17 protein-coding genes are annotated in these 18078 nt (G+C 70.9%); 8 read left to right on the plus strand and 9 right to left on the minus strand.

Features of this window, described 5'->3' with window-relative positions; all coding sequences use genetic code 11:
• Positions 1–49: 49 nt before the first annotated feature.
• The 3 genes from ABH941_RS32560 (at position 50) to ABH941_RS32570 (ending at position 2767) form a co-directional block, all read left to right on the plus strand.
• Complete coding sequence (locus ABH941_RS32560) at positions 50–940, plus strand: LysR substrate-binding domain-containing protein (RefSeq protein ID WP_370133275.1); 891 nt, start codon at positions 50–52, stop codon at positions 938–940.
• Between the two features lie 81 nt (positions 941–1021).
• Positions 1022–2161, plus strand: a complete 1140-nt coding sequence (locus tag ABH941_RS32565; RefSeq protein ID WP_370133187.1) for an adenosine deaminase — start codon at positions 1022–1024, stop codon at positions 2159–2161.
• Positions 2162–2302: 141 nt separating this feature from the next.
• Positions 2303–2767 carry a hypothetical protein gene (locus ABH941_RS32570; protein ID WP_370133188.1) on the plus strand — a complete coding sequence of 155 codons (465 nt, stop codon included), beginning with the start codon at positions 2303–2305 and terminating at the stop codon, positions 2765–2767.
• 109 nt (positions 2768–2876) lie between these two features.
• On the opposite strand, the gene ABH941_RS32575 is transcribed toward ABH941_RS32570, so the two are convergent.
• From ABH941_RS32575 to ABH941_RS32595, 5 genes are all read right to left on the minus strand, one after another.
• Positions 2877–3068 (minus strand): PspC domain-containing protein, encoded by a 192-nt coding sequence (locus ABH941_RS32575; protein ID WP_370133189.1) that lies wholly within the window; start codon positions 3066–3068, stop codon positions 2877–2879.
• Between the two features lie 208 nt (positions 3069–3276).
• Entirely contained in the window at positions 3277–3843 is a 567-nt protein-coding gene (locus ABH941_RS32580) for a VanZ family protein (RefSeq protein WP_370133190.1), read from the minus strand.
• Positions 3844–3950: 107 nt separating this feature from the next.
• On the minus strand, positions 3951–4451 hold the full coding sequence (locus ABH941_RS32585) for a hypothetical protein (RefSeq protein ID WP_370133191.1): 501 nt from the start codon (positions 4449–4451) through the stop codon (positions 3951–3953).
• Positions 4448–6082: an ATP-binding protein gene (locus ABH941_RS32590; RefSeq protein ID WP_370133192.1), complete on the minus strand. Its 1635-nt coding sequence runs from the start codon at positions 6080–6082 to the stop codon at positions 4448–4450. The genes ABH941_RS32585 and ABH941_RS32590 overlap by 4 nt, the downstream gene beginning before the upstream one ends.
• A gap of 49 nt (positions 6083–6131) precedes the next feature.
• Positions 6132–6809, minus strand: coding sequence for a response regulator (locus ABH941_RS32595; RefSeq protein WP_370133193.1), 678 nt, complete (start codon positions 6807–6809; stop codon positions 6132–6134).
• 186 nt (positions 6810–6995) lie between these two features.
• On the opposite strand from ABH941_RS32595, the gene ABH941_RS32600 reads away from it, so the two are divergent.
• Positions 6996–7826, plus strand: coding sequence for a SigE family RNA polymerase sigma factor (locus ABH941_RS32600; protein WP_370133194.1), 831 nt, complete (start codon positions 6996–6998; stop codon positions 7824–7826).
• 336 nt (positions 7827–8162) lie between these two features.
• On the opposite strand, the gene ABH941_RS32605 is transcribed toward ABH941_RS32600, so the two are convergent.
• From ABH941_RS32605 to deoC, 4 genes are all read right to left on the minus strand, one after another.
• Positions 8163–8807: a uridine kinase gene (locus ABH941_RS32605; protein ID WP_370133195.1), complete on the minus strand. Its 645-nt coding sequence runs from the start codon at positions 8805–8807 to the stop codon at positions 8163–8165.
• Positions 8808–8977: 170 nt separating this feature from the next.
• Positions 8978–9889: an aldehyde dehydrogenase family protein gene (locus ABH941_RS32610; protein WP_370133196.1), complete on the minus strand. Its 912-nt coding sequence runs from the start codon at positions 9887–9889 to the stop codon at positions 8978–8980.
• The gene (locus ABH941_RS32615) at positions 9882–11312 is read right to left on the minus strand and encodes an aldehyde dehydrogenase family protein (protein ID WP_370133276.1); all 1431 of its coding nucleotides are present in this window, start codon (positions 11310–11312) and stop codon (positions 9882–9884) included. Before ABH941_RS32615 ends, ABH941_RS32610 begins: the two co-directional genes overlap by 8 nt.
• A 71-nt stretch (positions 11313–11383) precedes the next feature.
• Positions 11384–12400, minus strand: a complete 1017-nt coding sequence (gene deoC / locus ABH941_RS32620) for a deoxyribose-phosphate aldolase (protein ID WP_370133197.1) — start codon at positions 12398–12400, stop codon at positions 11384–11386.
• A 144-nt stretch (positions 12401–12544) separates the two neighbouring features.
• Between deoC and ABH941_RS32625 the strand changes: the two genes are divergently transcribed.
• From ABH941_RS32625 to ABH941_RS32640, 4 genes are all read left to right on the plus strand, one after another.
• Entirely contained in the window at positions 12545–13327 is a 783-nt protein-coding gene (locus tag ABH941_RS32625; RefSeq protein WP_370133198.1) for a PH domain-containing protein, read from the plus strand.
• 354 nt (positions 13328–13681) lie between these two features.
• Positions 13682–15289, plus strand: a complete 1608-nt coding sequence (locus ABH941_RS32630; protein WP_370133199.1) for a glycosyltransferase family 2 protein — start codon at positions 13682–13684, stop codon at positions 15287–15289.
• Positions 15286–16290, plus strand: a complete 1005-nt coding sequence (locus ABH941_RS32635) for a glycoside hydrolase family 26 protein (RefSeq protein ID WP_370133200.1) — start codon at positions 15286–15288, stop codon at positions 16288–16290. Before ABH941_RS32630 ends, ABH941_RS32635 begins: the two co-directional genes overlap by 4 nt.
• A gap of 58 nt (positions 16291–16348) precedes the next feature.
• Positions 16349–18073 (plus strand): ArnT family glycosyltransferase, encoded by a 1725-nt coding sequence (locus ABH941_RS32640; protein WP_370133201.1) that lies wholly within the window; start codon positions 16349–16351, stop codon positions 18071–18073.
• Positions 18074–18078: the final 5 nt, after the last annotated feature.

Genomic DNA, 18078 nt, shown 5'->3' on the forward strand with positions numbered 1-18078 from the left:
AGACATCGTGGGCGGTGTCGCCGTGCTCGCGCCGGAGGCGCCCGCCGTGCTGCTCGCGCCGTTGCTGGCGCAGTTCGCGGCCGTTGCCCGGCTGGAGCATGTGACCCGCGCCGCAGCCGAGTTGGCGATGCCGCAGCCGACGCTGAGTCGTGCCGTGGCCAGGGTCGAGCAGGAGTTGGGGGTCGCGCTGCTGGCCCGTGAGGGGCGCACGGTCCGGCTGACCCGGGGCGGGCGGATCTTCCTGGCGGCGGTGGAGCGGGCCCTCGCCGAGGTCGAGCGCGGGGCGGAGGCGGCCAGGGCCGAGGCGGACCCGGTCGGCGGCCGGGTGGCCTTCGGCTTCCTCCACACCATGGGGACGGAGGCGGTGCCGGCGCTGCTCCGCGGCTTCCGGGCGGAGTACCCCAAGGTGCGGTTCCAGCTGGTGCAGGACTACGCCGACTCGATGCTGCAGCGGCTGCGCGAGGGCGAGCTGGACCTGTGCGTGGTGTCGCCGCGCCCGGACGGTCCCGAGCTGACCTCGCGCCGGCTCGGCGAGCAGCGGCTCCGGCTGGTCGTCCCGGCCGACCACCGGCTGGCCGGCCGGCAGCGGGTGCGGCTGGGCGAGGTGGCGGAGGACGCCTTCGTGACCCTGGAGCCCGGGTACGGCCTGCGGCGGATCACCGACGCGCTGTGCGCGGAGGCGGGGTTCACGCCCAGGGTGTCGTTCGAGGGGGAGGAGGCCGAGACCCTGCGCGGACTGGTCGCGGCCGGGCTGGGGGTCGCGGTGCTGCCGCCGGCCACGGCGCCCCGCCCCGATGTGGCGGAGCTGCAGCTGTCCTCGCCGGGCGCGCGCCGCGAGATCGCGCTGGCGTGGGTGACCGGTCGTGCGCTCACCCCGCCCGCCGAGGCGTTTCGCACGTATGTCCTCTCCGCGCGGGACCGGCTGCCCCTCCACAGCTGAGAACCACGAGCCGCATCGGAGATGCACGGAGGAGACCGAGAACACACACCGATCTACGCGCGTAGGAGGTATCGTTGTGCGATGGAGAGCACCCTTACCCCCAGCGTTCCCACCGCGGACCAGATCCGCCGCGTCCCCAAGGTCCTGCTGCACGACCACCTCGACGGCGGCCTGCGCCCCGAGACGATCGTCGAGCTCGCGGCCGAGATCGGCTACGACGGCCTGCCGACCACCGACCCCGTCGACCTCGGGACCTGGTTCCGTGACGCCGCCGACTCCGGCTCGCTGGTTCGCTACCTGGAGACCTTCGCGCACACCTGCGCGGTCATGCAGACCCGCGAGGGCCTGGTCCGGGTCGCTGCCGACTGCGCCGAGGACCTCGCCGCCGACGGCGTCGTCTACGCCGAGGTGCGCTACGCCCCCGAGCAGCACCTGGAGCGCGGGATGACCCTGGACGAGGTCGTCGAGGCCGTCAACGAGGGCTTCCGGCTCGGTGAGGCCCGCGCCGCCGAGGCCGGCCGCCGGATCCGCATCGGCACCCTGCTCACCGCGATGCGCCACGCCGCCCGCTCCCTGGAGATCGCCGAGCTGGCCAACCGCTTCCGCGACCTGGGCGTCGTCGGCTTCGACATCGCGGGCGCCGAGGCCGGCCACCCGCCGACCCGGCACCTGGACGCCTTCGACTACCTGAAGCGGGAGAACAACCACTTCACCATCCACGCCGGTGAGGCCTTCGGCCTGCCGTCCATCTGGGAGGCGCTGCAGTGCTGCGGCGCCGACCGGCTGGGCCACGGCGTGCGGATCATCGACGACATCTCCGTCGCCGAGGACGGCAGCGTCAAGCTCGGCCGCCTCGCCGAGTACGTCCGCGACCGCCGGGTGCCGCTGGAGATGTGCCCCACCTCCAACCTGCAGACCGCCGCCGCCTCCTCGTACGCGGAGCACCCGATCGGGCTGCTTCGGCGGCTGCACTTCAGGGTGACCGTCAACACCGACAACCGGCTGATGTCCGGCACCAGCCTGAGCCGCGAGTTCGAGCACCTGGTGGAGGCCTTCGGCTACACCTTGGACGACCTCCGCTGGTTCACCATCAATGCGATGAAGTCGGCCTTCATCCCGTTCGACGAGCGGCTGGCGCTGATCGACGAGGTCATCAAGCCGGGCTTCGAGCGCGTCGCGGCCGAGGGCGCCGTGGCCGGGGCCGCCGGGGCGCGGTCCTGACGTCCGGTTAGGCCGATCAGGGGACAGCGATTTGGGCGTGTTGTCACCTCGTGGATACGTTGGGCGGCCAGTCGGACACGCGGCGTAGTCGTCGGACCCGGTTCGCCGCCGTCCCCACCCGAGGACACGAGGAATCAGCTCATGAAGAAGGCAATGCTCCAGGCCGCCGGAACCGCAGTGCTCGGTGCCGCGCTGGCCGCTGCTGCCGTCACCCCGGCTGCCGCGGACGGACTCGGCGGTGCTCTCGGAGGCCTGCCCTCCGGCGCCGGCAACGTCCCGCTGCAGGGGCTGGCCGCCGGTCCGGTCTCGGACGGACAGCAGATGCTCACCTCGCAGACCGGCAGCGTGCACGCGGTGACCGGAACGGCGCAGGGCCTGGTCAACAGCGCTGCCCCTTCGGTGCAGAACGCCACGCAGAACGCGACGCTGCCCAGCGTGCGCTCGGCCGCCCCGCAGACCCGCGAGGGGCTGCCGATCGCGGGGCAGGCCCTGCCGGTGGCCGGCAGCCTCTCCAGCCTGCCGGGTGTCGGCACGGCGACCGGGTCGGTGCAGTCGGGCCTCGGCCAGGCGACCTCCGCGCTGCCGGTGCACACCCCGCTGGGCTGAGCCGGACGCCCCGCACCCCAGGCACGCAAAGGGCCGGGCCTCGCCACCGTGACGGTGGTGGGGGCCCGGCCCGCTGTGCTGTTGCCGATGTCGATACTGCCGCCATGGGTCAGGCGGACTGGGGGAGCAGCAGCCAGAGCGCCAGGTAGACCAGGAACTGCGGTCCCGGCAGCAGGCAGGACAGCAGGAACAGGACTCGCACGGTCCAGGGGGTGAGGCCGAAGCGCTCGGCGATGCCGGCGCAGACACCGGCGATCACGCGGTTGTGGCGGGGACGGGACAGGGTGGTGGCGGTGCTCATGGCGGATCTCCGTCGGCCGGTGCTCGGCGCCCCGCTCCGGGGCTCCGTCGTGCTCTGCTACCAGCCTCCCGCTCCACGGAGCGCGAATCCTCAGCCGCTTCGACGATTCCGGCCCCGTCCCCGCCCGGCTCCGGGATGACCCCGGTCTCGGGGTGTTCTCCGGGTCCGACCCCGAGCCGAGCGGCCGTCCGACCGCATGAATCGCAGGTCAGGGCGTCAGGTGGGCGATCTCGAAGGCGCTCGGGGTAGCCCTCGGGCCGTTGCCGCCCTCGTGGTTGCGCTCCCTGCGGCGCAGCGCGGCCCGCGCGGCCGGTACGACGGCGAGATGGGTGAGTGCGACCCCGACCGCCGCCAGCAGCACATCGTCCACATCCAGCAGATGGCTGGTCAGGGTGGACATCAGCAGTTCCAGTCCGGTCGCGATGAGGACCGCGGCGAAGACGGTGCGCAGGAACGACGTCAGGGTGGACGCGTACAGCCGGCCGCCCGCGAGGGGCAGCAGCAGGCCGAGCGGCGCCAGCAGCAGCAGGCCCCGCAGCAGTTCCAGATAGGCGTGCGCGGTGCCGGCGCTCACCTCGGAGCGGACGGTGGCGAACGGCGTCAGATTGGTGTCGGCCATCCAGGCCGAGGACACCGGCCGGAACGCGGACCACAGCACCAGCGCGAGATGGACGGCGAGCAGCAGCAGACCGAGGCGCCGTGCGTTGCGGTGCACCGTCGACGGGTCACCGAGGGCACCCTCCATCGGGGACCGCTGGCCGATACCGGTTCGCACGCCGGTGTCTCCTTGCTGCACGCCGGGGAGGACGCGCGTCCTGGTGGTCTCGGTTCCATCGTTTCCACGAACGGGTTTTTCCACGAACGGGTGTCGCGGGAGTCAGCTCAGCCCGTCTCGCTGGGGTGCAGGCAGGCGAGAGTGCCGTCGGACGCGGTGGGGCTGGCGACGGCGGAGGGCGTGAGCCCCGCCGAGGAGGCGGCGGAGGCTGCGGCGGCCGAGCGCGACGCGGCTCCTGCGGCCGCCTTCGCCTTCGCCGCCGCAGCGGCGAGGCTGGCCTGCTCCTCCTTGGTCAGCGGTGGCAGAATCCTGGTCGGTGCGGCGGTGGGGATCAGACTGGCGTCGCGTTCCAGCGCGGTCAGACTGGCGCTGGGCCCGGGCGGGCAGGCGGTGCGTGACGCCGGGTCACCTGCGTCGACCGGGACCGCGGTGTCGCGGATCCCGCAGCCGCTGAGCAGCACGGCCAGCACCGCGACGGACGCGGCGACGGTGGCGGCCGTGGTCGCCGCGGTGCGGCGCGGGGTCCGCCGGAACGGGTGGTTCGCGCGGCCCGGAGCCGGCGGGGGGATCGGGGGAACCCTGCGGACGGGGGTGCTGTACTGCCTCACGTGCTCCGGCCCTTTCCCGCTCCCGAGTCCGCTGCCGGACCTGCCCCCGCTGCCGACCCCGAGTCCGACGCCGGACCGGACCCCGGACCCGTCCCCGACTTCGGGCCGCCGTCCGCGGCCAGTGGGTGCCCGGCCTCGACCGCCGGTGTCATCGGCAGCCGCAGCGTGAAGACGGCTCCCCCGGACTCGCTGTTGGCCGCCGTGATCGTGCCCCCGTGGATGCGGGCGTTCTCCGCCGCGATGGAGAGCCCCAGGCCGCTGCCCTCGGAGCGGCGCCGGGCCGCGTCCGCCTTGAAGAAGCGGTCGAAGACATGCGGCAGCACGTCGTCGGGGATGCCGGGACCGCCGTCGGCGACCCGTACCACCAGCTCGGGGCCCTCGGCCCGGACCTGTACCCGCACCGGGGAGCCGCCGTGCTTCAGGGCGTTGCCGATCAGATTGGCCAGGATCACGTCCACCCGGCGCGGGTCCACCCGGGCGACGATGCCGCGCGGGGCGTCCACGTCCACCGCGTCCAGCCAGGCGCGGGTGTCGATGCAGGAGGTCAGCAGGTCGGAGATGTCGATCTCGTCCAGGACGACCTTGGCGGTGCCGGCGTCGAAGCGGGTGACCTCCATCAGGTTCTCCACCAGCTCGGTGAGCCTGCGGGTCTCGCTGACGACCAGTCGGACGGCCGGGGCGATCATCGGGTCGAGGGTGTCGGCCTCGTCCTCCAGGATGTCCGTCACCGCCGTCATCGCGGTCAGCGGTGTCCGCAGCTCGTGCGACATGTCGGCGACGAAGCGGCGGCTGGCGTGCTCGCGCGCGCTCAGCTCCTCGACCTGGGCCTGCAGCGACTCGGCGGTCTGGTTGAAGGTCTGCGACAGGTCGGCCAGCTCGGCCGCGCCGCGCACCTCCAGCCGGGTGTCCAGCCGTCCCGCGCCCAGCTGCCGTGCGGCCTCGCCGAGCCGCGCCACCGGGCGCAGCACCGTCGACGCGGCGGCCTGCGCCAGCAGCGCCGAGCCGACCAGCGCCAGCAGTGTGGCGATGCCCAGCGACCAGGCCAGCGAGTCCATGTCCTTGCGCTCGTCGTCGAGGGATTTGAACATGTACGCGGTCGGCCCGGTGGGCAGCACCTGGGTGCCGCCGATCAGGAACGGCGTGCCGTCCAGGGTCTGCCGCTGCCAGAACAGGTGGTACTGGTGCGGATTGGCGGTGCAGTGCACGCACGGTGCGGTCACCGAGTGCTGCAGCGCCGTCGGCACCAGCGAGGAGGTGAACTCCGGGTTGGAGGTGACCGCGCAGTTCGACTCCACCAGCACCACCGAGTAGTTCAGCCCGGAGTGCGCTATCAGCACCGCGACCCGCTGCAACTGGTCGCAGGTGGGGTGCAGCGGCAGGTCGGTGATGTCCCGGCTGAGCTGGCTGCGGAAGTCGGCGAGCGCCGAGTCCTGGGTGCGCTTCAGCACCGCGTCGCGGTTCAGCCAGTACGCGATGCCGGAGGCGGAGACCGCGGCGGCCAGCGCCACCAGGGCGAACACCGCGATCAGCCGTATCCGCAGCGACGTCAGCCGCAGGCGCCGGGCCAGCGAGGGCAGCCGCAGGCGGCTGGCCGGCCAGGACGCCGCCGGGGCTTTGGGGTGGTCGGTCACGTCGCCTTCGATGCCGGGTGCTTGAGCCGTCTTGGTGTTTCCGCGCAGCCTACTGCGGCGCGTCCAGCCGGTAGCCCACCCCGCGCACCGTGCGGATCAGCGTCGGCTCGGACGGCACGTCCTCCACCTTCGCCCGCAGCCGCTGCACACAGGCGTCCACCAGCCGCGAGTCGCCCAGGTAGTCGTGCTCCCACACCAGCCGCAGCAGTTGCTGCCGCGACAGCGCCTGGCCCGGACGCTGGCTGAGCTCCAGCAGCAGCCGCAGCTCGGTCGGCGTCAGCTGCAGGTCGACGCCCGCCTTGGTGACGGTCATCGCGCTGCGGTCGATCACCACGTCGCCGTAGGTCGACGAGTCCGAGCTCTCCCGCTCGCCGCGACGGAGCACCGCCCTGATCCGGGCGTCCAGCACCCGTGGCTGCACCGGCTTCACCACGTAGTCGTCGGCGCCCGACTCCAGGCCCACCACCACGTCGATGTCGTCGCTGCGCGCGGTCAGCAGGATGATGGGCAGCTGGTCGGTGCGCCGGATCCGGCGACAGACCTCGAAGCCGTCGATCCCGGGGAGCATCACGTCCAGGACGATCAGGTCGGGACGGCTCTCCTTGAACAGCTTCAGGCCTTCCTCGCCCGAGGCAGCGGCCGATACCTGATGGCCCTGCCTGGTCAGGGCGAGTTCGAGACCCGTGCGGATGGCGGGGTCGTCCTCGATGAGCAGCAGATGAGACACGCGGGCCATTCTGGCCCATGAACGGCCGATCGATCGACCCCCGGCGGGGTCCGCAACGGGCCAGAGGCCTTGTGACACCTCTGTGACAGTCGACGGACACGGCCATGACGAGCCCGGGGCAAGCTTTTGCATGTCGGAGTCGGGGGACCCCGGCAGACCGCACCACCATCCACCAGGGAGCGCAGCATGAACGCAGTCACCGAAGTACGGAGCGCCGCGGCACTTCGCGCTGCGCGCCCGGTGCACCGGACGTCGGTCCACAGCACCGCCCGCCAGGCGGCGCACTCGCCGTCCTGTGAGGCGGCCGCGACGGGCTCGACGACCATGACACTCACGCTTCGCGGGGTGGTGCGCAGCACCACCGTCCGCGAACTCCCGGGGGGTACGGGGGGTGCCGGGGGGAGCGGCCGGCAGGCGGGCGGCTCGGGGGAGCCCGCCGTCCTGTCGGCCGCTGCACCGGCTTTCGTCACAACAGAGGAGCGCCGGCTCAGCAATGAGGAGGAGTTCTCGGCGTACGTCCGCGAGCGTCGCGCCTCCCTCTACGCCACCGCCTACCACCTCACCGGCGACCGCTTCGCCGCCGAGGACCTGCTGCAGAGCGCGCTCTTCAGCACCTACCGGGCCTGGGACCGGATCACCGACAAGGCCGCGGTCGGCGGGTACATGCGCCGCACCATGACCAACCTGCACATCTCGGCCTGGCGCCGCCGCAAGGTCAACGAGTACCCGACCGAGGAGATGCCGGAGACGGTCGGTGACACCGACGCCATGGGCGGCACCGAACTGCGCGCCGTGCTGTGGCAGGCGCTGGCCAAGCTGCCGGAGAACCAGCGCACCATGCTGGTGCTCCGCTACTACGAGGGCCGCACCGACCCCGAGATCGCCGATGTGCTGAACATCAGCGTCGGCACGGTGAAGAGCAGCATCTGGCGCGCACTGCGCCGGCTGCGCGAGGACGAGATCCTGGCGTCGCGCGACGGCGACCTGGGTGGAGCTTTCGGCGAACTGGTCGCCTGACCGGTGCGCTGAGGGGTGTACGGCCACGGGGAGTCCCGTGATCCGGGGGGATCACGAGGCCCGCACGCCCGGGGCGATCGAGGGGGAGGGGGAAAGTCGCGGGAGGGGGCCCGGCTCGGGGGAGCGGGGGTCTCGCGACAGCAGGAAACGGAACGGGCACGGCCGGCCTCGGGGGAGGCGGGCCGGGCCCGTTCCGGATTTTCGGCTGCGGACCGTAGATGGTTGTTCGCGCAGTTCCCCGCGCCCCTAGCAAGTGCAACTGGCCCAGTTGCAGACCCCCAGGGGCGCGGGGAACTGCGCGACAAGCCATGCACACGCCGCACCCGAGAACCGGACCTACCGCACGGCCCCCTCAAGCACGTGCACGCCACTGCCCAGTGCAACGATCCGCCCCAGCGCCACAGCCCCGCCGCAGGCGTACGCGCCTTGGGCAACCTGTCGGGAGACGATCCCGCGCTCGGCCCGCATCAGCCGCCAACCCCTGTGCAACAGATACGGCACCGACTTCCGCCGCTCCCGGACATCCCGCCGGAACCGCCGCCACGCGGTGGTCACCGGCTGGTTCCGCAGGCAGATCGCGTCGCCGAGCAGCCCCTCGGCCTCGCACCGCCGCACGATCTCGGCGGCGAAGATCCCCTCCGCGATGAACGCCGCGGCCCCGTCCAGGACCAGCGTGTGCGTGCCGATCCGGCCGTTGGCGGGGATCGAGTACACCGGGATCTCGGCCCGCCCGTCGCCGCAGAGCGCCCGGATCGCGGCCATCGCGTCGTCCGCGTGCCACGACCCCGGGTCGTCCCAGTCGGGGCCCTGGCCGTCGGCGAGCGGCGGGATCGTCGGGTCGTCCCCGTCCTTGTAGAAGTCGTCGAGCTGCAGTACCGGCAGCCCGGCGCGCTCCGCCAGTGTCGACTTCCCCGACCCGGAGGGCCCGCACAAAAGGACGACTCGGGCCCGGACCGGGCTGTTCACTGGATCGCTGCTCACGGGACACCAGTCTGACGCATGGGCCGCCCCGAGCAGAACCAGGGGGAACAGCGAAAGCGAACGGGCACGCACTCGGGGGGGAGGAGCGCGTGCCCGTTCTCAACGGGCGACCGGCCCAGGGGGGGGTGGGGCGGGCCGCCCGGTCTATGGGGGAGTCGCCGACCCTGAGGTCAGATTCCCATCGGGTGCCAAACCGTCTTGGTCTCCAGGAAGGCCAGCAGGCGGTCGGTGCCCTGAGCGGCGGTCCAGTCGTCGGTGACGTCGGGACGCCGTACACGTTTAAGGGTATCCGCTGCGAGCGTTTCCAGAGCGCGCGCCGAGCCGGGGCCTTCGGACGAGTTCACACCGGTGAGGTCCAGGGCGTTGACGTCCTGGTGGGAGGCCAGGGTCGGGGCGATGTCCTCGGTCCGTCCGGAGATCAGGTTCACCACGCCGCCGGGGAGGTCCGAGGTGGCCAGCACCTCGCCCAGGGACAGTCCGGGGAGCGGCGCCTCCGGGGCCAGGGCGACCACCACGGTGTTGCCGGTGGCGATGACCGGGGCGATCGCGGAGACCAGGCCGAGCAGCGAGAAGCCGTTCCCCCGGGTCGGGGCGAGCACGCCGACCACGCCGGTGGGCTCGGGGGTGCTCAGGTTGAAGTACGGGCCCGCGACCGGGTTGGCCGACCCCGCGATCTGGGCGACCTTGTCGGTCCAGCCCGCGTACCAGACCCAGCGGTCGACGGCCGCCTCCACCAGGGCGGCGGCCTTCTTGGCGCCGACACCCTCGCTCACCGCGACCTCGGCGGCGAACTGTTCGCGGCGGCCCTGCAGCATCTCGGCGGCGCGGTAGAGGATCTGCCCGCGGTTGTAGGCGGTCGCGCCGGACCAGCCGCCGACGGCCTTGCGGGCGGCGCCGACCGCGTCGCGGGTGTCCTTGCGGGTGCCCTGCGGGACGTTGGCGAGCCACTCGCCGGTCTTGCGGTCGGTCACCTCGTACACCCGTCCGCTCTCGGAGCGGGGGAACGCGCCCCCGACGAACAGCTTGTAGGTCTTCATGACGTTGATACGGGTCCCAGCGATACGGGTTTCGGTCTCAGACATCGAGGTAGGCCTCCAGCCCGTGGCGACCGCCCTCGCGGCCGTAGCCCGACTCCTTGTAGCCGCCGAAGGGCGAGGTCGGGTCGAACTTGTTGAAGGTGTTGGACCACACCACGCCGGCCCGGAGCTTGGACGCCATCCAGAGAATGCGCGAGCCCTTCTCGGTCCAGATGCCGGCCGAGAGTCCGTACGGGGTGTTGTTGGCCTTGGCGACGGCCTCCTCCGGGGTGCGGAAGGTCAGCACCGACAGCACCGGGCCGAAGATCTCCTCGCGGGCCACCCGGTGGGTGGCGCTGACGTTGGTGAACACCGTCGGTGCGAACCAGTAGCCGGCGGACGGCAGCTCGCAGGCGGGCGACCAGCGCTCGGCGCCCTCGGCCTCGCCCGCGTCGGTCAGCTCGCGGATGCGGGCCAGCTGGGCGGCGGAGTTGATGGCGCCGATGTCGGTGTTCTTGTCCAGCGGGTCGCCGAGCCGCAGCGTCGCCATCCGGCGCTTGAGGGCGTCCATGACCTCGTCGTGGACCGACTCCTGGACCAGCAGCCGGGAGCCCGCGCAGCAGACGTGGCCCTGGTTGAAGAAGATCCCGTCGACGATGCCCTCGACGGCCTGGTCGACCGGGGCGTCGTCGAAGACGATGTTCGCGGCCTTGCCGCCCAGTTCCAGCGACAGCCGGGTACGGGTGCCGGCGAGGGTGCGGGCGATGGCCCGGCCGACGTCGGTGGAGCCGGTGAAGGCGACCTTGTCGACGCCGGGGTGGGCGGTCAGCGCGGCGCCGGTGCGGCCGTCGCCGGTGACGATGTTGACGACGCCCTTGGGCAGGCCGGCCTGGCGGCAGATCTCGGCGAAGCGCAGCGCGGTCAGCGGGGTGGTCTCGGCCGGCTTGAGGACCACGGTGTTGCCGGTGGCCAGCGCCGGGGCGATCTTCCAGGCGAGCATCAGCAGCGGGAAGTTCCAGGGGATCACCTGGGCGGCCACCCCGACCGGCCGGGGGTCGGGTCCATAGCCGGCGAACTCCAGCTTGTCGGCCCAGCCGGCGTAGTAGAAGAAGTGCGCGGCGACCAGCGGCAGGTCGACGTCACGGGTCTCCCGGATGGGCTTGCCGTTGTCGATCGACTCCAGCACGGCCAGTTCGCGGCTGCGTTCCTGGATGATCCGGGCGATCCGGAACAGGTACTTGCCGCGCTCGGCGCCGGGCAGCGCCGACCAGGGGCCGAAGGCGTCACGGGCTGCCTTGACCGCGCGTTCGACGTCCTCCTCGGTGCCCTGCGCGAACTCGGCGAGCACCTGCTCGGTGGACGGGTCCACCGTCTTCAGCGCCTCCTTGCCGCTGCTCTCGACGAACTCGCCGTTGATGTAGTGGCCGTAGGAGCTGGCGATCTCGCCGGCGGCGGCCCGGGACTCGGGCGCGGGGGCGTACTCGAACAGCTTGCGGCCGGGGGCCGCGGTCTGCGTGGTCGTCGCGGTCGGGGCTTCGGGCTTCTTCTTGTCGGCCACGGCTAGTCCACCGTCACATAGTCGGGACCGGAGTACCGGCCGGTGGTCAGCTTCTGACGCTGCATCAGCAGGTCGTTGAGCAGGCTGGAGGCGCCGAAGCGGAACCAGTCCGGGGACAGCCAGTCGTCGCCCAGCACCTCGTTCACGGTCACCAGGTACTTCATGGCGTCCTTGGTGGTACGGATGCCCCCGGCGGGCTTCACGCCCACCTGGACGCCGGTGGCGGCGCGGAAGTCGCGGACCGCCTCCATCAGCACCAGGGTGTTGGCCGGAGTCGCGTTGACGGCGACCTTGCCGGTGGAGGTCTTGATGAAGTCGGCGCCGGCGATCATCGCCAGCCAGGAGGCGCGGCGGATGTTGTCGTAGGTCTGCAGCTCGCCGGTCTCGAAGATCACCTTGAGGTGTGCGGCCGTTCCGTCAGGACGAAGGCACGCCCCCTTGATCGCCCGGATGGTCTCGAAGACCTCCAGGTAGCGGCCGGAGAGGCAGGCGCCCCGGTCGATCACCATGTCGATCTCGTCGGCGCCGGCGGCCACGGCCTCGGCGGTGTCGGCGAGCTTCACCGGCAGCCCGGCGCGCCCGGACGGGAACGCGGTGGCGACCGAGGCGACCTGCACCCCGCTGCCGGCCACGGCGGCGTGGGCGAAGGGCACCATGTCGGGATAGACGCAGACGGCGGCGGTGCGCGGCGTCGACGGGTCGCTCGGGTCGGGGCGCATCGCCTTGGCGCAGAGCGATCGCACCTTGCCGGGGGTGTCCGCACCCTCCAGCGTGGTCAGGTCGATCATGGAGATGGCCAGGTCGATGGCGTACGCCTTGGCGGTGGTCTTGATGGACCGGGTGCCGAGCGAGGCGGCTCGCGCCTGGAGGCCGACGGCGTCGATACCGGGCAGCCCGTGCAGGAAGCGGCGCAGGGTCGCCTCCGAGGAGGCGACCTCGGCGAGGCTTTCGCGGGCGCCGTCGGCGACAGCGGCGACCCCGTCGGCGACTGGGGGCGGGGGAGAGGTGGGCATGCTCACCAGATCAGCATATCTACACGCGTAGCGTTTCGTCAGTACCCGGCCGGTGTGACTTACGGCTGCTCCGTCAGGACGGCCCTCGATGCCATATCGCAATTCGACCCCGGGAGATGGTGGCGCTCGGCTGAGGCAGAATCGTTCACCATGAGCGACTCCCAGGGCCCTGACGTGCCTGGCCAGGAGACCCCCGGCCAGGATGCCAAGGCAGCACCGACCCCCGCACCGAGCACCACCCCCGCCCCCGGCTACGCCGACCGGAGCTACCGCTCCAGGTCGGGTGCGGCCGCCGGCGTGCTGCTGCTCGCACTCACGCTGTGGCTGTGCGTCGACGCCCTGGTCAAGGGGCACGGGCAGACCCCCTGGTTCGCCCTGGCCACGCTGTTCCTGGCGGTTCCGCTGGTGACCGCCTTCACGCTGTGGCCGGTCGTCCGGGCCAACGAGGACCGCCTGGTGGTCCGCAACCCGTTCCGTACCGTCACGGCGCCCTGGAAGCAGGTCGAGTCGCTGCAGGCGGCGCTGTCCGTGGAGCTCCGGGCGGACGGGAGGAAGTACCAGGTCTGGGCGGTGCCGGTGTCCCTGCGGCAGCGCAAGCGGGCCAACCGCAGGTCGATGATCTCCAAGGGCGACGCGTCGGTGATCAGTTCCCGGCGCGGCCAGGACTCCCGCTTCGCGCCCGGCGGGCCGGGGCTGCGCTCGGCACTCTCCCGCTCCTCGGCCGCCGCCTCCTACGGCTCGGCGGACAGCGCGGGACCGGGCGTCGCCTGGGCCGACCGGGTGGTCCAGGAACTGCTCGAACTCCGGGCGCGGGCAGTCGAGGAGGACCGGTCGGGCGCCGAGGGCGCAGTTGCGGTGGCGTGGACCTGGTGGGTCGTCGCCCCGGCGGTGGCCGGTGCGGTCGCACTGATCGTGCTGCTCGCGGCGGGCTGAGGCTTGGTGCAGGCCTTTCGGTAAGCGCCGGCCGCGCCCCTGGAGATCAGTTTTTGTACGAAGTAGAACCGGCCCGTACCTAGTTGGTCACCTCCTGATAACAGTTGCTCGGGCGCTGTTTCTTGTCGCGTGCATGGGAAGTGTGCCCGGTGCAGGGCGGGAGGTCGGCCAAGGTATGACAAATGGTCGCATGTGCTCCGTCTGTGTGGCGCGATGCACTCAACGGGATGCACACCCCGCCTCCATAATTCGGATAAGCTCCGGCATCTCGCCTTCATGTTCGAAACCGGACGGCCTGTGTTCTCTCCGAGGGTCGACGACAGGGCCCACCTCCGTGCCAGAAGGAAAGATGCCATGGCGGTAACCAATCCGGGGCGCACCGGCGGCCGCGGCGTGGCACCGGAGCGGCGGCGGCAGCGTGCGGGCCGGCCGCAGCAGGTGGGCCTGCTGCCTGAGCCGCCCTCGGACGCCGAGAAGTACTCGTACGCCAAGCGCTACCTGTGGGTGCTCACGCTCAGTTCCATGGTCAGCTTCTGCTGCCTGGTGGCGAGCCAGGTCTCGCTGGCGTCGTCCACCAGCCTGATGTGGGCGTACATGCCGGTCCTGGCCTTCACGATCGTGTACTACCTCATCTCCTTGCGGGTCAACGGCTTCTCGCGCGACTTCGACGTCAAGGCGCACAAGAGGCTGGTCCGCGGATGGCGTCCCGAGGTCTACCCCGACGTCGATGTGTTCCTTCCGGTGTGCGGAGAGCCGATCGAGGTCCTGCACAACACCTGGACGCATGTGCGCCGGCTGGTCGACCGCTACCCGGGGACCGTGGTGCCGTTCGTCCTCGACGACGGTGCCAGCCCCGAACTCAGGGCGATGGCAGCGCACTTCGGGTTCCGCTACGGCACCCGCGAGAATCGCGGCTGGTTCAAGAAGGCCGGCAACCTGCACTTCGGCTACACCCAGACCGCCGGGAAGTACATCCTCATCCTCGACGCCGACTTCACGCCGCGCGCGGACCTCCTGGAGGAGCTGCTTCCGTACATGGAGGCCGACGAGGGCATAGGCATCGTGCAGTCGCCGCAGCACTTCCGGGTGATGGATTCGCAGAACTGGATCGAGCGCGGGGCCGGTGCGGTGCAGGAGCTGTTCTACCGCTCCGTGCAGGTGTCGCGTCAGGGCAGTGACGGCGCGATCTGCGTGGGCAGTTGCGCGGTCTATCGTCGGGCCGCACTGGAGACCAACGGCGGCACCACCCTCATCGAGCACTCCGAGGATGTGCACACCGGCTTCGACCTGCGCGGTCTGGGATGGGACCTCCGGTACGTCCCCATCGCCGTCTCGACGGGGGTCTGCCCGGACACCGCGGGCGCGTTCTTCAACCAGCAGTACCGCTGGTGCTCCGGTTCGATGAGCCTGCTGGGCAGCCGGAAGTTCTGGGAGCGCAAACTCAAGTTCTCCAGCCGACTGTGCTACATGTCCGGATTCTTCTACTACATCCACACCGCGCTGTTCACGTTCGCGGCCCCGATCATCCCGATCATGCTGCTGCTCTTCATGCCGGACAAGCTGCAGTGGCACAACATGTGGCTGGTCCTGCCCAGCCTCGTCTACACCACACTCATATTTCCGATCTGGCACCGGGCCCCCTACCGGCTGGAAGCCTGGTCGGCCCGCATGATGTACGGCTGGGCCCACGTCTTCGCCATCTGGGACATCCTGCGCAGGAACCGCATGGGCTGGCAGCCCACCGGATCGTCCGGCGCCAAGAAGAACCAGACCCGCCGCTTCTGGATCGGCCTCATCGTGTGGAGCGGTGGAACGGCCGTGGCCTGGGTCGCGATCGCCGTGTGGCGGATGTTCGCGCTCTACCCGCCCGACTTCGCGCTGGTGCTCTCCAGCGGCCTGTTCTACGCACTCGTCGTCGGCCGCTGCCTGGTCCAGCCACGTGCCCAGGAGGTCGCGGCGTGACGGCTGTTCGACGAGGGACCGCGGCGGGCGCGGCGGCAGTCTGCGCCGTCCTCCTCGTCGTGAGCGGTTGCTCCCGGTCCTCGCCCGCGCACGGCGGCTCGTCCACGACGGCACCGACGGCCGCGGCGACCGCCGCCGGTGCGTCAGCGCCTCCGTTCAATGTGACCTCGTTGCTCCATCCCGCGAAGAAGTACTTCGGCGTGGCACTGGACAAGGTGCCGGACCAGCTCGGCCCGCTCGACTCCTACACGGCCATGGTCGGCAAGCAGCCGAACCTCCTTGAGTACTACGCGGAATGGGGCGCCGGATTCGACGCCTCGGCGGTTCGCCGCGCATGGCAGAACGGTTCCCTGACCCTGATGTCCTGGGAGCCCAAGTCCGTCTCCCTGAAGGACATCGCGGCCGGAAAGACCGACGACTACCTGCGGAAGTACGCGGCGGCCGTGCTGAAGCTGAACCTCCCTGTGGTGATCGACTTCGCCGACGAGTTCAACGGCCACTGGGACAACTGGGGCACCCAGAACACGACCCCCGCGGACTATGTGGCCGCCTATCGGCACATGCACGACGTCTTCGGCGCCGTGGGTGCGACCAACGTGATCTGGGCCTGGTCCCCCAACATCATCAATCCGGTGAAGAGCGTGAAGCTCAAGCCCTACTACCCGGGTGACGCCTACGTGGACTGGGTCGGCCTCGTCGGCTACTTCACCATCGGGACCAGCAACACCTTCTCGACCGTGTTCGGTCCGACGGTCGACGAGGTCCGGACCTTCAGCAGCAAGCCCTTCATCATCATCGAGACGGCCTCCGAGGCGGGGAAGGCGAGCGAGGTGAAGGCCCTCTTCACCGGCGTCGCCGGTCGCAACGACTTCCTCGGCTTCATCTGGTTCAACTACGCCAAGCTGGCAGATTGGCGGCTTCAGGCCCATCCCGCAGCGCTGCAGGAGTTCAAGCGCCTTGCCACCGACAAGCTGTTCGGTTTCGACGCCCGGCACCCGTGATGAACATGGACGTTCATGACGTGAGCTGCTCGATGGACATCTGGAGACACGACCCGATATGAGCTTTACCGGCGACCCGGCTCCCCACGGCGGCCGAGACACCCTGGGCGAGCCGCACCCGTGGTTCGAATCCGGCACCGGCACGGTTCCGCAGCAGCGCGAGGGCGATGCCGCCCCCACGGCCGAGTACGACGACTGGCCGCCGCACGACGACGAGACCGTCGCCCTGCGCCAGATCTCGACCGAGCCCGGCTTCGTCGTCCCCCCGGTACCCGAGGCCGGCTGGGACATGGACCCCAGCAGGCGGCGGACCTGGGTCAGCCGCTGCCTGCTCGGCGTCATCCTGCTCGTCCAGGCGATCCTGTCGCTGCGCCTGCACAACTCCGCGTTCCAGGACGAGGCGCTGTACCTGTACGCAGGCCATGCGGAGATCGCGCACCTGCTGCACGGCACACCCCTGCCGATCGACTACAACGCCTACTTCTCCGGATCGCCGGTCCTCTATCCGGTGCTCGCCGCCGCGGTCGACTCGCACTTCGGTCTGATCGGGGCCCGCGTGCTGAGCCTGCTGTTCATGCTGGGCACCAGTGCGTTGCTCTACTCCATGACCCGGCGGATGTTCAACGAGAGGGCGGCCCTGGCTGCGGCGGCAGTCTTCGCCGTTGCGCAGTCGACGGTCGTCCTCGGCAACTTCGCCACCTACGACGCGGCCGCCCTGTTCCTGCTGGCGCTCACCACCTGGATCGTGGTCCGCACCGATCGCGCGCCCATGGCGGCCGTCATGCTCGCCGCGCCGACCGCTGTCCTCGCCGTCGCGGTCAAGTACGCGGCAGCGCTCTACCTGCCGACCATCGTGCTCCTCGCCGTGCTCTCGGCCTGGCCGCACCGCGGTTTCCGCTCGCTCTGGCGCGGGGTGCTCCTGGGCGCGGGCGTGGCGGCGGTCGGCGGGATCGCGCTGTACTACACCGCTGTCCTCCGCGGTGTGCAGACGACGACGACCAACCGCGCCCACGGCACCGACAGCCTGATGACCGTGTTCGACTTCTCGGCGCAGTGGAGCGGTCTGGTCTTCCTCACCGCCTGCGCGGGGGCGTGGAGCTACACCAGGAGGGGGCGGATGAACGAGTCGCCGCTCTCGTGGCGGCTGAGCGGTCCGGGATGGCGTCGCCGGCTCATCCTCGGCTTGGTTCTCTGCGGCTCCGCGCTGCTGGCTCCGGCCTACCAGGCACATCTGCAGACCACTCAATCGCTGTTCAAGCATGTCGGCTTCGGCCTGCTGTTCGCCGCCCCGATGGCCGGCGTCGGGTTGACCCGTCTGGTCGGCGCCCACTTCCGCTACCCCCAGCTCGGCATACTCCTCTGGGTCGTCCTGCTGTGCCTCGGACTCGCGCAGAGCCAGGCCCGCTACGCCGTGTGGCCCGACTCCAGCTCACTGGTCGCGACGCTCAAGAGCCATGTCGACGACAAGGGCCACTATCTGGCCACGGCCTACGAAGTTCCCCTCTACTACCTGCGCGACCAGACCAGTCAGCAGCAGTGGACCTCCACCTACAACATCACCTACCGCGACAAGAAGGGCCGCTCCCACAGCGGCAACGACGGCTATGCGACGGCGATCAGCGAGGGCTACTTCAACCTGGTCGTCCTGGACGGGACGACGACCAAGGACACCGACGCCTTCGTCGCCGCCCAACTCGACAAGAGTGCCCACTACCGTCTGCTCGCCGCCCTGCCCTTCCGCAACGGGTGGGGCTCGTACCGGATCTGGGTCAGGACCGGCTAGCCGAC

The organism is Streptacidiphilus sp. EB103A, from assembly GCF_041261405.1.
Taxonomy (GTDB): Bacteria; Actinomycetota; Actinomycetes; order Streptomycetales; family Streptomycetaceae; genus Streptacidiphilus.